Source organism: Shewanella sp. Shew256 (assembly GCF_002196695.1).
In the GTDB taxonomy this organism is placed as follows: Bacteria; Pseudomonadota; Gammaproteobacteria; order Enterobacterales; family Shewanellaceae; genus Shewanella; species Shewanella mangrovisoli.
This window is the reverse complement of sequence record NZ_NAJR01000012.1, coordinates 80,602-94,834: the sequence shown is the minus strand read 5'-3', so window position 1 is coordinate 94,834 and position 14,233 is coordinate 80,602. Positions and strand designations below refer to the sequence as shown.

Below are 14,233 nucleotides of genomic sequence, written 5' to 3'. Positions count from 1 at the left end.
ATGGCGCCCAAGATTGCCACACGTATTGGCCACAGCCTGATGCAAACCTCGACTAAATGGCGCTTCGCGATTTGGCTGAGCCTGATGCTGGCGGCGAGCCTGTGGACGCTGCAACTGTGGCAAAATGGGGCAAAGGTTCAAAGCGATATTCTCGCCATGTTGCCCCATCTGCAGCAGGACGCACTCACGGCGCGCGCCCTCGAACAAGTGGAATCGACACTCGCCGATCAAGTGTATCTCGCCCTGATTGCCGAGGATGAGCCTCAAGCAATTGCGGCGGCCACACTCCTGATGGAGCAGCTTAAGACTCAACATACCACTTTTACCGATATTCGCAGCGCCGATCTGCAGATGGGCGAAGCCCTAGGGCAATTTTATTTCCCCTATCGCTTTAAACTGCTCACCCCTGAACAAACCGAAGCCTTAAGCTCTGATGGCCTCGAGCACTTAATCGCCTCGGCCACTCAGCAGCTCTACAACGCCTTTAGTTATGCCAATAGCCAACTCTTGACCCAAGACCCTTTGCTGTTGTTCCCCGACAATTTGCTCGACCTTGCGCCCAGTTCGAAGCTGAGCGCCAACCAAGGAATTTTACTTGCTTATCCACAAAGTGTTGATACCAAACAAGGTGTTAATAGCAGTGAAGGTGTGGCCGCCATTGTGATGGCAAAGGGCACAGAAAGCGCCTTTAACCCGAATGCGCAGTTACGCCAGCAAGCGGCACTGACTCAGGCGCTGAATGCCGTCAGCGCCCAATACCCCAGCATTAAAGTGTTACAGGCGGGCGCACTATTCCATGCCATCGAGGCTACCAATACTGCTAAGAGTGAAATCTCTGTCCTCGGCCTCGCTTCTTTACTTGGCGTAGTGTTATTGGTTTGGCTGGCCTTTCGCTCCGTGATGCCACTCTTGCTAGCGATGGTGACAATCGGCAGCGGCCTGCTGCTGGCGGTAACCTTTACCTTAAGCGTGTTCGGGGAGCTGCATTTACTCACTCTCGTCTTTGGCACCAGCCTGATTGGGATTGCCATCGACTACAGCTTCCATTTTTACTGCGAGCGCTTAAGCGATAATCAGCGTAACGCGCAGGCGACCGTAGCCTATATCTTCCCCACAGTGTCACTCGCCTTTATCACCAGCGCCTTAGCCTATGTCGGTATCGGTTTAGCGCCGTTTCCCGGCATGCAGCAGGTAGCGATTTTCTGCGCCTCGGGCTTACTCGGCGCCTACCTGACGTTAGTGCTCGCCTATCCATTATTGGCGAGCAGCAAGTTACCTTCGGGAGAACGTCCGTTAACCCTCGCGCAAGCTTATCTTGCGAAACTCACCGGATTATCCAATAAACTGATCTCGCCATGGGGATTGAGTCTGTTTGCCTTAGTGCTCGCGGGAGTCTGCCTATTGGGGATCAGCAAGCTTAACGTCGACGATGATATTCGCCATTTACAGCAAAGCCCTGCGAGTGTGACTGAGCCTGAAGACAAACTCAGAAAATTACTCAGTGGCGGCACGGATAACCAGTTTTTATTGGTGCGCGCCCCCAGTGAAGAAGCCTTACTGCAACGACTCGAAGACTTAAGTCCGCAGCTCGATGCCGCCATTAAACAGCAAGAGCTGGGCAACTATGTCAGCCTCAGTCGTTATCTGCCGAGCAAGCAAACGCAGGATTCGGCGTATCAATTGCAGGGCAAGATTTACCAGTCGCAATTAACCACAGTGCTAAACAGCATTGGCCTAGATGACGGCCTAGCACCTGAGCTTTCTGCCGCCTACCTTACCGCCAAGGATAGCTATATCACCCCGACGGATTTTTTCGAACTGGGCCTAGGCAAACAGTTAGCCCCACTCTGGCTTGCACCACAGGGATTCGCGCCGATTGGGCAGTCAACAGAGCCAACGACCAGTCCTGATAATGCCAACCAATTGAACGATAGCCATGGCGCCATAGTGCTGCTCGGCGGTATTGAAGATATTGCGGCCCTCAAGGCGCGCTTTGCCGAGGATCCGCAGGTGCAGCTTATTGATAAAGTCGCGGATATCTCCACTGTGATGGGCCACTATCGCTTGCTTACGCTCAAGTTATTGGGGCTGGCGCTCGTTATCGCCCTCTTGCTATTTAGCCTGAGCTTTGGCGTTAAAAGAGCGGCCCTAGTGGTCGCCGTACCCGCGCTGGCCGCCTTACTCACCTTGGCCATTTTAGGCTTAGTCGGATCGCCCTTAAGCTTGTTTCATGCGCTGGCGCTGATTTTAGTCTTCGGGATTGGGATAGATTACAGTTTGTTCTTTGCCTCTGCCCAGCAACATGGCAAGGCAGTGATGATGGCGGTGTTTATGTCCGCCTGCTCGACCCTATTGGCCTTTGGCTTACTCGCCTTTAGCCAAACCCAAGCTATTCATTATTTTGGATTAACCCTGTCCCTCGGCATAGGGTTTACCTTTGTACTTTCGCCATTGATTTTGACCACCAGTCAGGTTTTAACCACCAACAAGGTCTCGATACCTACAAGGAATGTTATTTAAATGTCCACATCTACCGCTGCAAGCTCCACACAGTCTCACTCCCTTTCCATCGATGTGGCCATTATTGGCGCAGGCCCCTCGGGCTCGATTGCCGCTAGCCTGTTGCATAAGCAAGGCAAACGCGTATTAGTGCTCGAAAAACAACACTTTCCACGCTTTTCTATCGGCGAGAGCCTGCTGCCATGCTGCATGCAATTTATTGAAGAAGCCGGCATGTTAGAGGCGCTGAATGCGGCGGGATTCCAATATAAAAATGGTGCCGCCTTCCGCCGCGATGGGGTGTATACCACCTTCGACTTTACCGACAAATTTACCCCAGGGCCCGGCACAACCTTCCAAGTGCAAAGGGCAAACTTCGACAAATTGCTGGCCGATACCGCAGCAAGCTTTGGGGTGGAGATCCGTTACGGTGAAACCGTTGAAGCAATTGATTTAAGCGCCAACCCATGCTTAAGCGTGCGTAACGAACAAGGTGAGTTGTACCAAGTTGAGGCGCAATATGTGCTCGATGCCAGCGGTTTTGGCCGAGTGTTACCACGGCTGCTCGACCTCGAAACGCCGTCTTCACTACCGACCCGCAGCGCTATCTTCACCCATGTTGAAGATAACATCTGCGCCCCTAACTTCGACCGTAACAAGATTTTAATTAGCGTACACCCACAGCATCAGGATATTTGGTACTGGTTAATTCCCTTCAGCAACGGCCGCTGCTCGCTCGGCGTCGTGGCTGAGCCGCAATTACTCGCGCGCCTCGAAGGTGATTTAGAGCAGCAGCTACTGACCATAGTCAAAGAAGAACCCGGCCTGAAAGCATTGCTGGCCAATGCCAAGGTCGCTCAGCCCTGTGCGACACTCAAAGGCTATTCCGCCAACGTATCGCGCCTCGCCACCGACAAATTTGCCCTGCTGGGCAACGCGGGCGAGTTTCTCGATCCAGTATTCTCATCGGGCGTGACTATCGCCATGCAGTCGGCATCCATGGCGGCGAAATGCGTGCTTAAACAGCTTAATGGCGATACAGTCGATTGGCCCGCCGAGTACTCGGCGCCGTTAATGCAAGGGGTGAACACCTTCCGCACTTATGTGCAGGCTTGGTACGATGGTCGCTTCCAAGATGTGATTTTTTACGAAAATCCGAATCCTAAAATCAAACAGATGATCTGCTCGATTTTGGCGGGCTATGCTTGGGATGTGCAAAATCCCTTTGTAAAAGATTCCGAGCGACGTCTGAATATGGTGGTCGAGCTATGTCGGCAAGAAGCCGAACTCAGCGCCGAGCCCGCCGTTAGCGAATTAGCCGAGGTGTAATTCGATGCGCTTAAGCCTTAACGCCAAAAGTCGCAAAACTATTGCGACGTGTAGCCTGCTCCTTATCAGCCTAGGTTTGATGGGATGCAGCGAGCTGCTCTATCGGCAAACCTGTGTCGGTTTGGCGAAAGATATGCGTTACTGCTTAGCGCCACTGCCCCATGATTTTGGCCCTGCAACGAATAAACCGCTCACAAAGCCGCAGACGAATGACCCTAAAATTCAAGGTAATAGTCAGCAAGGTGACAGCAAGGCTGGGGTATCCTCACCCCAGTCCTTTAGTCAAAAGGTGAGCATTAAGGTGGGCGAAAACACCCACGAACTACTCACCCAGCTCGAACTCGAAGGGGAACGGATGACGCTGGTCGGGCTCGCGCCCCTTGGACAGGCATTGTTTACCTTGGTTTACGATGGGAATACACTCAGCAGTGAACAGAGTCTCTTGCTAGGAGATGAGTTTAAGGCCGAATACCTGATGGCGATGATGCAACTCATCTATTGGCCGGAGCAGAGTATTAAAAGCCATTTAGAGGGCGGCGAGTTAGTGACAGGGCTGTGTGACACTCTTCCCTGTCGCCAGTTTTATAGCCAAGACACGCTTATCAGTCGCAGCGATAGCCAGACTCAAGTGATACAAATTCGTTATCAGCAACAGACCGACGATGCCCTCTGGCAGGCACATATTAATTTGACCATGCCACAGGCAAAGTTTGAGTTAGAGATACAACCCATTTAATCGTCTTTTGACAATGCCATAGGCACCCGTTAACAGCCAATTGATATGAGCCTTTAGTCTTGCTCACATCAAAGGCCATAGGTATAGCAAGCAGCAATGAACAACAGAGTCGCCATTACACAAATTGGATTGTGTACCCCGTTAGGGCAAACGCCCGAGCAGGTGTTAGCCCGCTTGATTGCAGGCGATACCAGTGCCATGCAAACCAGTGATACTCTGCTATTTGGGGAGTCGACACTGGTTGCGCCAGTCACTGAGTCGTTACCGACGATTCCTGCCGCGTTGGCGCAATTCGATTGTCGCAATAATCAGTTACTCCTTGCTGCCGCACTGCAAATTCGCGATGCCGTAGAGCAAGCCAAAGGTAACTTTGGCGCCGACCGCATCGGCGTGGTCTTAGGCACCAGCACCTCGGGGATTTCGAAGGGCGAAGCCGCCTTGGCCTATCGCAATCAACACGGCCACTTCCCCGCCGATTACCATTACTTCCAGCAGGAACTCGGTAGCACCAGCGATTTTCTACGCCAGTTATTTGAGCTCCAAGGTCCCTGCTACACCATTTCGACCGCCTGCTCCTCCAGCGCCAAGGTATTTGCCAGCGCCAAACGCCTGCTCGAGGCCAAGCTGTGCGATATGGTGATCGTCGGCGGTATCGACAGCCTGTGCCAACTGACAGTCAACGGGTTTCACGCCTTGGAATCGGTTTCCAAGGGACATTGCAATCCCTTCAGCGCCAATCGCGATGGCATCAATATCGGTGAAGGCGCCGCGCTGTTTACTCTGACCTTAGCGGAAAACGAAACGCTCGGTGCAGCGCAAGCGAATGTATTGCTTGCAGGCATTGGCGAGTCGAGCGATGCGCACCATATGTCGGCGCCGCATCCCGAAGGTGCGGGAGCGATTGCCGCCATGCAAGCCGCGCTTGATGATGCACAAATATCGGCACAACAGATTGATTATATAAACTTACATGGCACAGCAACGCCTAAAAATGATGCGATGGAAAGCCGCGCCGTAGCCTCGGTATTTGGCGACACGCCGCCACCCGCAAGCTCAACAAAACCGCTGGTCGGCCATACCTTAGGTGCCGCGGGCGCGATTGAAGCCGCATTTTGTTATTTACTGCTCTCACCCCATAATCACCATCTTGCCCTACCTCCCCACAGGTTTGATGGGCAGCAAGATCCACAGGATCCCAACATAGCCTTAGTCGCGCCCAAGCAATGTGCCGAGCATGGCAGGCTGAACTATGTGATGAGCAACTCCTTCGCCTTTGGCGGCAGCAATGCCAGCCTGATTTTTTGCCGTAAAGGGGCTTAAGATTTATGTCCAGTTCTACTGACACTGCAATGGCACCCGCCGAGCCGATGTGGCTGCAACAATTAGCCGAGCAGAATATTGCTGATTTTATTCCGCACCGCGCGCCGATGATCTTGATTGATAAGATCATTCGCCATCAGCAGGATGCGCTCGAAACCGAAGTGCAGATCAGCCCTCAGAGTGCTTATTTTGACGAGCAACGTCAGGCCGTCCCCAATTATGTGGGCATTGAATACATGGCGCAGAGCATCGCCGCCCTCGCCGGTGTTGAGGCCAAACTGCGCCACGATAAAATCCGAGTGGGTTTTTTATTGGGATCGCGTAAATTAGCCTTACACACAGCGCAGTACGAACTCAACCGCCGCTACCGCACTCAGGTTAAACGCCTCTATCAAGAAGAGTCGGGACTGGCGGTATTCGATTGCCAGATTTATCTGTTGCCCGAGGCAGGATCGGAGCAAACACCACAACTCGTGGCCGAGGCCAATGTGAACGTGTTCCAACCCCAGGACACCCAAGCGTATATCGCCTCCAGTAAGGCTTAATGTCTGCCCTAGCGCTCACAAACGCCAAGCTTTAAACCGACGCAACGTCAGTCGCACTACAAAAGGATTTAGCCCTTTGATGCATAAACAACTCATCATCAAGCATCGCGGGTGGAGAAATAAAGATGAATAACAGAGTATTAGTCACAGGTTCGAGCCGCGGTATTGGCAAAGCCATCGCCCTTAAACTGGCCGCAGCGGGCTACGATATTGCCCTGCATTACCACAGCAATCAGGCCGCAGCCGATGCCAGCGCCGCAGAACTTAGCGCCCTTGGGGTGAACGTCAGCCTATTAAAGTTTGATGTTGCCGACCGCGCCGCCGTAAAAGCCGCCATAGAAGCCGATATTGAAGCCAATGGCGCCTATTATGGCGTGATACTCAATGCGGGCATCAACCGTGACAATGCCTTCCCAGCGATGAGCGAAGCCGAGTGGGACAGCGTGATCCACACTAACCTCGATGGTTTTTACAATGTCATTCACCCCTGCGTAATGCCCATGGTACAAGGCCGCAAGGGTGGCCGTATCATCACTCTAGCCTCAGTGTCAGGCATTGCGGGCAACCGTGGCCAGGTCAACTATAGCGCCTCTAAGGCCGGGTTGATTGGTGCCACTAAGGCGCTGTCCTTAGAGCTGGCCAAACGTAAGATCACCGTCAACTGCATTGCACCAGGTTTAATCGAAACCGATATGGTGGCGGATATTCCTAAGGATATGGTCGAGCAGTTAGTGCCGATGCGCCGCATGGGTAAACCTAATGAAATCGCCGCCTTAGCCGCTTTTTTAATGTCGGACGATGCTGCCTATATCACGCGCCAAGTGATTCCGGTGAATGGAGGCATGATCTAAATGACGCAGCGCAATCCCCTAGGCAGACGTGTCGTCGTTACCGGTATCGGTGGCATCAGTGCCCTAGGCCATGACTGGCCGAGTATCGCAAGCAGCCTTAAGGCACAAAAAAACTGTGTCGTGACGATGGCGGAATGGGATAAATACGACGGACTAAACACTCGCCTCGCTGCCCCTATTACTGACTTTGAGGTGCCGAGCCACTATTCCCGCAAAAAGATCCGCTCCATGGGACGCGTCTCGATTATGGCGACTCGCGCCAGCGAGCTTGCACTGATGGATGCAGGACTCTTAGACGACCCTATCGTTACCTCGGGGGAAATGGGCATTGCCTATGGTTCTTCCACCGGCAGTACCGATCCGCTAATTGCCTTTGGCGATATGCTCAAACATGGCGATATGTCGGGCGTCACCGCCACCAGTTATATCCGCATGATGGCCCACACCACTGCGGTAAACGTGGGGGTTTTCTTTGGCCTTAAGGGACGCATTCATACCACCAGCAGCGCCTGTACTTCGGGTAGCCAAGGCATAGGCTACGCCTATGAAGCCATCAAATACGGTCAGCAGACCTTAATGCTCGCGGGTGGCGGTGAAGAACTCTGCCCCACCGAGGCGGTGGTATTCGACACCCTGTTTGCCACCAGCACCAAAAATGCCACGCCAGAGTTAACGCCTCGCCCCTTCGATGCCCATCGCGATGGTTTAGTGATTGGCGAAGGCGCCTGTACGCTAGTGCTCGAAGAGTTAGAACATGCCTTAGCGCGCGGCGCGAAAATTTATGCTGAGATCGTCGGTTTTGGCACTAACTCCGATGGTCAGCATGTGACTCAGCCCAATAGCGATACCATGGAAATCGCCATTCGTTTAGCCCTTAAGGATGCGGCGCTCACGCCCGATGCCATTGGTTATGTGAATGCCCACGGTACAGCCACCGATCGTGGTGACGTTGCCGAAACCCATGCAACCCATGCAGTATTTGGTGCGGATATGCCGATTTCATCTCTAAAAAGCTACACAGGCCATACCTTAGGCGCCTGCGGGGCGTTAGAGGCTTGGGTCAGTATCGAAATGATGAATGCGGGTTGGTTTGCCCCCACGCTTAATCTCGACAATATCGACCCAGAATGTGCCGCACTCGATTACATTCGCGGCGAGCTACGTACACTCGACACTGACTATGTGATGAGCAATAACTTCGCCTTTGGCGGCATCAACACCTCACTGATTTTTAAACGCTGGAAAACGACATAAGGACATATCAATGAAACCATTAGTAGCAAGCATTTTACTCGGCATTAGCTTACTGGGCTCACCCGTATGGGCACAGGAATATACGGTTGAAACCTATCAAGAAATTTTTAAAGGCGACAATCAATTTAAGCAAAAACAAGCCATCGAAGCCCTGACGATTGCCGGATTATCCGATCCCGCCATTTACGATGTGTTAGAAGCCAAACTGATCGAATCCCTGCCCCTCGCCACCGAGAAAAACGCCATCGACTACAGCGCTTGGTTAGTCAAAGGCTTAGCTTACTCGGGTAATGACAAATACAGCGCGACCATCAGCAACATAGTCAATGGCAGCTACCACAAGAAACTAAAAAAATACGCATCACAAGCCCTTGAAAATCTTACGCAATACAAGAAGTGGAACGCTATCTTAGCGGATAAGAGCCAATATGTGGCCGAGCAAAGCCCTAAGAACAATGCCTTTGCCAACGCCTTGAAAAGCGATGATTTAGAGCTGATGCGCCTCGCCGCGAAACGCATAATGGACGATCAAAACTACGATGATTTTCTATTAGAGCGCCTTAGCGTTGAGCTTAAAAATCCACGCTTAATGAGCAACGACAAGTTAGCCATCGACACCTACGCCAATATGGCCAAGGCCCTCGCCGCATCGGGCAATACGCAATACCGCGAAGTGATTGAAAATATTGCCAACAACAACCCAAACAAAAAGCTGAAAAGCTACGCCGAAAGCTATCTGAAGAAGTACTACTAATCCCTTTGGATTCGTAAAAGCGTTAATAAAAAGCCGAGAATCATCTCGGCTTTTTGCTCTCTTTTGTAGGCAAACCATGGTACTGCATCGACGACACGCCACGGAGTGAAGCCAACCATGATACTGACTCGACGACACGTCACGGAGTGAGACCAACCATGGTACAGGCTCGACGACACGCAGCAAGTCCATCCCTGGATGCTCGACCGCCCCGTCCATGGGGCGGACGGTCGTCTCGCCAATCACCATGGTTTGCCTTTCGAGCATCAGCATAATCTGTAGCTTTAAAAGACCAGATCTAAATTCTCAATATAAAATTTAATGAATTAAAACTAATGATTCACATAACTAACGACAATAACTTAGAACTAGCCTGTTAACTCAAAATTTTGGTTTTGTCCCTTCTAGTACCTTTATTCCGTCCAAATACTGTTTCATTTTACTAGATATTTCTTCATTCTTAACTCGTCTTCTCAGCATCTCATCTGCAACGGAATGCATGTCTGTAAGATCGCGTAGGGCACTTATTTTTTCGTGTTCATTAGGAATAGGCATCGTTAAAATGTCGATTTCACCACGTACAAACTGAAACATTTTACCTACGATGATCAATAGATAACCGAGCTCTTTAAAAGCGTGGTCAATATCCTCTGGCCAAGTTTTCGCAAGAGATTTTTGTGCATACTTGTTAGGGCGGTAGAGTTGGTTTATTTTGAATGTTGCGTTCGTAATTTGACCAATTAAATCAGATAATAAATCTGTATTTTTATCATCAAGATGTTTCAGTGAGAACCTTAAATCTTCGAGTAATTCCCTAGATGCTTTCGATGCATATTTATCTGTGCTATACCCCTTATCTTCATCACCACTTTCTCGTGCATTCAGCAAAATAGAGGCATTAAGTAGGCAGAACTCATAGACATTTTCCGCAATGTTTACTAGCAATGTTTTTGCAAGCCTTTTATTCTTTTCATCCTCATGCCGCTGCCGGTATGAAGTCACATACAGTGCAGTGAAGCTTGCAATCAAAGCAAAAACGCCAGTATTTAGACTCTGCCAATCCATCCATACAGCTTGAACATATTGCCAGTCCCCCCTTCCATCAATCCAAGGCTTTAAAAGCATCATGTAGGCATAAGGAATGATTACAACGCCCCCGAACCAGTACCTATTAAGATTCATATTTCTTAACTATCTCCTACGTCAAATAAGCCTGTTATTTGTTTAAGCCATCCATTTTAAATCAACAACATAATGCACTTTGGGTTTGTCTACAATCTGTACTGACTAAAATTGCTTTAACGAGATTCATAAAAATAAGATCGGACAGGCATAACTTTTTTCATTCAAAATTTGACCAATAACACCTGAGCCTAAGGAATACACCATCCCCTCGGAGTTGCCGCAGGGCGAATAGGCAAATTGCGTGAGTCTCGCCATGGATGGCGAGCTAGCTTTCGCAGGTGCAGGGACGCATCCTTCGGAAGCGATAGCAAATTTGGCTATGAGCACAAGGGGCTTTCAACTCCGTTAGGGGCGTCTTGGAGCATCCAAGGAGGATAGGACGAGCAGTTCTCCTTGGTCAGGTGTGGGGTGAAGCCCCACGACTTTGATTTCATCTAAAAATCCAAACTAAGTTGGGAAAGATCTAGAGGCGACTTTTCTAGCATTTACCTGAACCATAGAAAAGAAAGCAAAATAAAACAGTAAGTTATTTCTCTTGCTATCAAGACTGATACCAACCTCTTCCCTAAATATTGGCCTACCCTTTGCTTATCCACCGCGGCGTTTTACCTCTTAAAACAACGAAACGTGATAACGCTATGATGGTTAAGCGACAACACTGGGAATTTTATTCTTGAGAGCAACAATGAAAATAATACTAGATGATCTAAAAGGGCCTGAAATTGCAGCACTTTTAACTGAACACCTCGAGGATATGCGGGCAACCTCGCCGCCGGAGAGTGTGCACGCATTAGACTTGGATGGCCTGCGTCAACCCAATATTCGCTTTTGGACACTGTGGGATGGTCGAAATCTGGCGGGCTGCGGTGCACTAAAATGGTTAGATGCCGAACATGCGGAGATCAAATCGATGCGCACCGCCGCCACCTACAAACAACAGGGAATTGCTTCTAAGGTATTGCAGCACTTGATCAATGATGCCAAAGCCGCAGGCGTGCAGCGCCTCAGTTTAGAAACGGGCTCAATGGCCTTTTTCCAACCTGCCCGTAACCTGTATGCCAAATTTGGCTTCGAGCTGTGCGGCCCCTTTGCCGATTACGTGCTCGACCCCAATAGCCTGTTTATGACCAAAAAGCTCTAGGCCTCAACATACATCAATCCACTAAGGTGGCGAACCGCAGCCTAGACCTAACCACAGCTAAGCTTTTGCCTGTTTAGCTGTGGTTAAGACGCGATGCTTGTGCCAGTAATGCATTAAAAATCCGAGTAATAATCCCCAGAAGGCACTGCCGATCCCCAATATACTCACACCCGAGGCGGTGACGAGAAACGTAATCACAGCCACCTCTCGCTCGTCGTTATCCGCGAGTGCCGCGGTCAGACTATTACCTATGGTGCCAAGCAGGGCTAATCCTGCAATCGCCAGCACTAATTCCTTCGGAAATGCAGCGAAGAGCCCCACCACAGTTGCGCCGAGTAGACCTGTTATCAAATAAAAGACTCCGCCCCACACCGCCGCCCAATAACGAGTTGCGGGGTTAGGGTCAGCCTCTTTACCCATACAAATTGCCGCAGTAATCGCCGAGAGATTAAAAGCAAAGCCACCAAAGGGTGCAAACAGCACGCCCATCAGACCCGTCACGGTAATTAATGGCGAGATAGGCGGGCGATAACCATGGCCGTGGAGCGCGGCCACTCCAGGCATATTCTGCGAAGCCATAGTCACCACAAATAAGGGCAGCGCCACGCCCACCACGCTGGCGATAGAAAACGTAGGCGCTATCCATACGGGGGCGGCGAATTGAAGCTCAAGCTTATCGAGTTGCAATAAACCCAATTGATAACTCATCCCTATCCCCGCAACGAGGGTAAGCAACATAATGTAGCGCGGCGCCCAGGGCTTAAGCACAACAAATACCAATAACATCAAGAGGATTAGACTCAGCTGAGTCTGCATGGCTTGAAATAACCCTAAGCCAAACTGCAATAAAACCCCCGCTAACATGGCCGCCGCCACCGAGGGTGGCATAATGCGAATAAGCTTATCCATCCAGCCTGCCAAGCCGCAGAGGGTGATCAACAAAGAGCTAATCAGGAAGGCACCAACGGCTTCGTGGATACTTAATCCCGCAAGGCTGCTGACCATCAGCGCCGCCCCAGGTGTCGACCATGCCGTAAGCACCGGATTTTTATAGTAGAGAGACAGGCCAATACTGGTGAGCCCCATGCCGACACCCAAGGCCCACAGCCATGAACTCATCTGTGCCGATGTCGCGCCAACGGCGTCCGCCGCCTGCAGGATAATCACCGCCGAACTGCTGTAGCCCACCAGCACGGCAATAAAGCCCGCCGATATTTTTGATAGTCCTAAAGCCTCGCGCCACATCATCCCTACTCCTCTGCCTACCTTTGTTTTGATCATCGAACCACTCTTCGTGCGCTATAACGCATGAGATGGACAAGATAGCACTTGTGCGTTATAACGTACAAATAATTTTTTAAGCGTCAGAATCTAATGCAGACCATCAACAGCTATCTTGCCGCGACCCTAAAACAACTGCGCAGCCAAAAGGGTTGGAGCTTAGATAAAGCGGCACTCGAGACAGGCGTAAGCAAGGCCATGATAGGCCAGATTGAGCGCGGCGAATCTAGCCCCACCATTGCTACCCTGTGGAAAATCGCCAGCGGTTTTAATATCTCACTCTCAACCTTTTTGGAGCCGACGCCCGAGAGCCAAGGTGCCGTCTTTCGTAACGCCGATGCATTACGCCAAAAGCCTGCAACCGATGGCATGTTAGTGGCGTCGCTATTTCCCTTTGAGCCACGTTTTGGTTTTGAGATGTTTGAACTCACCCTATTGCCCCACTATGAGCGCCTCTCCGAGCCCCATGAGGCGGGTGTGACCGAGCATGTGATCGTGCTGAGCGGCAACATGGAAGTGTTAGTCGATGGTCAGTGGCAGCCATTACAGCAGGGCGAAGCCGTGCGATTTGCCGCCGATAAACCCCATGGTTACCGTAACTTAAGCGATCAACCCGTGGTGTTTCATGATCTAATCCACTACCACAGAGCAGCACCAGCCACCGAGTAACGCCGACAAACCAAGCGCCCAACAGATTGCCGCTTGCGCCTGCCAATTCATTAGAATAAACTTATTGAAAATTATCTAATCATAGAGGCAAAGCTATGTTTCAATCTTTACTGGCTAAATTATCTGGTAGCAGCAACGGTGAAAAATGTTGGCAATTGATTGATCAAGGTGCGCGCGTTATCGATGTGCGCTCACCGGAGGAGTTTGCCTCGGGTCATTTGCCTCAGGCCATCAACGTGCCGCTGCCAACGCTCGACCAATGGTTACATCAGGTTGAAAATAAACAGCATCCCTTTGTGCTTTACTGCGGCGCAGGCATTCGTGCCCAAAAGGGCTGCGATATTTTAAAAGCTAATGGTTTTGAATGTGTGGTTAACGGTGGCTCGCTAAAAGATTTAGTCTGTTGCCAGCCAAGCTAAAACCTAAGCCAAGCAGATCAACTATGCATGAGGAGGTGCGGATGACAACAAAGTGCCCACGCCCACCTAGCGGCGAACAACCGCCTCAGCCCAAAGTGGTTCGCGAAGCCCGCTACAGCGTGAGCCGCAACCGTGGCCAAGCCAGCACTAAGGTGCGCTATATCGAAACCAGTGCTATGTCCCTCGGTTGCAAGCTGTGCGAATAATCGCTTGCTGCAGAAACAAAAATGCCAGCATTTACGCTGGCATT

The 14,233-nt window shown here is 50.8% G+C and carries 14 protein-coding genes; 12 read left to right on the top strand and 2 right to left on the bottom strand.

Annotated features, from left to right (window positions below):
* The 8 genes from B5P39_RS18670 to B5P39_RS18635 all read left to right on the top strand — a co-directional run bounded on the left by B5P39_RS18670 (window position 1) and on the right by B5P39_RS18635 (window position 9,288).
* Entirely contained in the window at window positions 1–2,520 is a 2,520-nt protein-coding gene (locus tag B5P39_RS18670) for an MMPL family transporter (protein WP_088212602.1), read from the top strand.
* The gene (locus B5P39_RS18665; protein WP_088212601.1) at window positions 2,521–3,828 is read left to right on the top strand and encodes an NAD(P)/FAD-dependent oxidoreductase; all 1,308 of its coding nucleotides are present in this window, start codon (window positions 2,521–2,523) and stop codon (window positions 3,826–3,828) included.
* Window positions 3,829–3,832: 4 nt separating this feature from the next.
* On the top strand, window positions 3,833–4,564 hold the full coding sequence (locus tag B5P39_RS18660) for a DUF3261 domain-containing protein (protein ID WP_088212600.1): 732 nt from the start codon (window positions 3,833–3,835) through the stop codon (window positions 4,562–4,564).
* Window positions 4,565–4,660: 96 nt separating this feature from the next.
* Window positions 4,661–5,884 carry a beta-ketoacyl-[acyl-carrier-protein] synthase family protein gene (locus B5P39_RS18655; protein ID WP_088212599.1) on the top strand — a complete coding sequence of 408 codons (1,224 nt, stop codon included), beginning with the start codon at window positions 4,661–4,663 and terminating at the stop codon, window positions 5,882–5,884.
* 5 nt (window positions 5,885–5,889) lie between these two features.
* The gene (locus B5P39_RS18650; protein WP_088212598.1) at window positions 5,890–6,429 is read left to right on the top strand and encodes a hotdog family protein; all 540 of its coding nucleotides are present in this window, start codon (window positions 5,890–5,892) and stop codon (window positions 6,427–6,429) included.
* 125 nt (window positions 6,430–6,554) lie between these two features.
* Window positions 6,555–7,280, top strand: a complete 726-nt coding sequence (locus tag B5P39_RS18645) for a 3-ketoacyl-ACP reductase FabG2 (RefSeq protein WP_088212597.1) — start codon at window positions 6,555–6,557, stop codon at window positions 7,278–7,280.
* Window positions 7,281–8,534, top strand: a complete 1,254-nt coding sequence (locus B5P39_RS18640) for a beta-ketoacyl-ACP synthase (protein WP_088212596.1) — start codon at window positions 7,281–7,283, stop codon at window positions 8,532–8,534. It abuts the gene before it with no gap.
* A 10-nt stretch (window positions 8,535–8,544) separates the two neighbouring features.
* Entirely contained in the window at window positions 8,545–9,288 is a 744-nt protein-coding gene (locus B5P39_RS18635; RefSeq protein ID WP_088212595.1) for a hypothetical protein, read from the top strand.
* 381 nt (window positions 9,289–9,669) lie between these two features.
* On the opposite strand, the gene B5P39_RS18630 is transcribed toward B5P39_RS18635, so the two are convergent.
* Entirely contained in the window at window positions 9,670–10,470 is an 801-nt protein-coding gene (locus B5P39_RS18630) for a hypothetical protein (RefSeq protein ID WP_088212594.1), read from the bottom strand.
* Between the two features lie 688 nt (window positions 10,471–11,158).
* On the opposite strand from B5P39_RS18630, the gene B5P39_RS18625 reads away from it, so the two are divergent.
* Window positions 11,159–11,614, top strand: a complete 456-nt coding sequence (locus B5P39_RS18625; protein ID WP_011715552.1) for a GNAT family N-acetyltransferase — start codon at window positions 11,159–11,161, stop codon at window positions 11,612–11,614.
* A 57-nt stretch (window positions 11,615–11,671) separates the two neighbouring features.
* Here B5P39_RS18625 and B5P39_RS18620 read toward each other — a convergent pair whose 3' ends face one another.
* Window positions 11,672–12,859, bottom strand: a complete 1,188-nt coding sequence (locus B5P39_RS18620; RefSeq protein ID WP_088212634.1) for a benzoate/H(+) symporter BenE family transporter — start codon at window positions 12,857–12,859, stop codon at window positions 11,672–11,674.
* 129 nt (window positions 12,860–12,988) lie between these two features.
* On the opposite strand from B5P39_RS18620, the gene B5P39_RS18615 reads away from it, so the two are divergent.
* From B5P39_RS18615 to B5P39_RS18605, 3 genes are all read left to right on the top strand, one after another.
* Window positions 12,989–13,564 carry a helix-turn-helix domain-containing protein gene (locus tag B5P39_RS18615; RefSeq protein ID WP_088212593.1) on the top strand — a complete coding sequence of 192 codons (576 nt, stop codon included), beginning with the start codon at window positions 12,989–12,991 and terminating at the stop codon, window positions 13,562–13,564.
* A gap of 95 nt (window positions 13,565–13,659) precedes the next feature.
* Window positions 13,660–13,983, top strand: coding sequence for a rhodanese-like domain-containing protein (locus tag B5P39_RS18610; RefSeq protein ID WP_088212592.1), 324 nt, complete (start codon window positions 13,660–13,662; stop codon window positions 13,981–13,983).
* Between the two features lie 41 nt (window positions 13,984–14,024).
* Window positions 14,025–14,189, top strand: a complete 165-nt coding sequence (locus B5P39_RS18605; protein WP_254915811.1) for a hypothetical protein — start codon at window positions 14,025–14,027, stop codon at window positions 14,187–14,189.
* The last annotated feature ends 44 nt before the right edge of the window (window positions 14,190–14,233 follow it).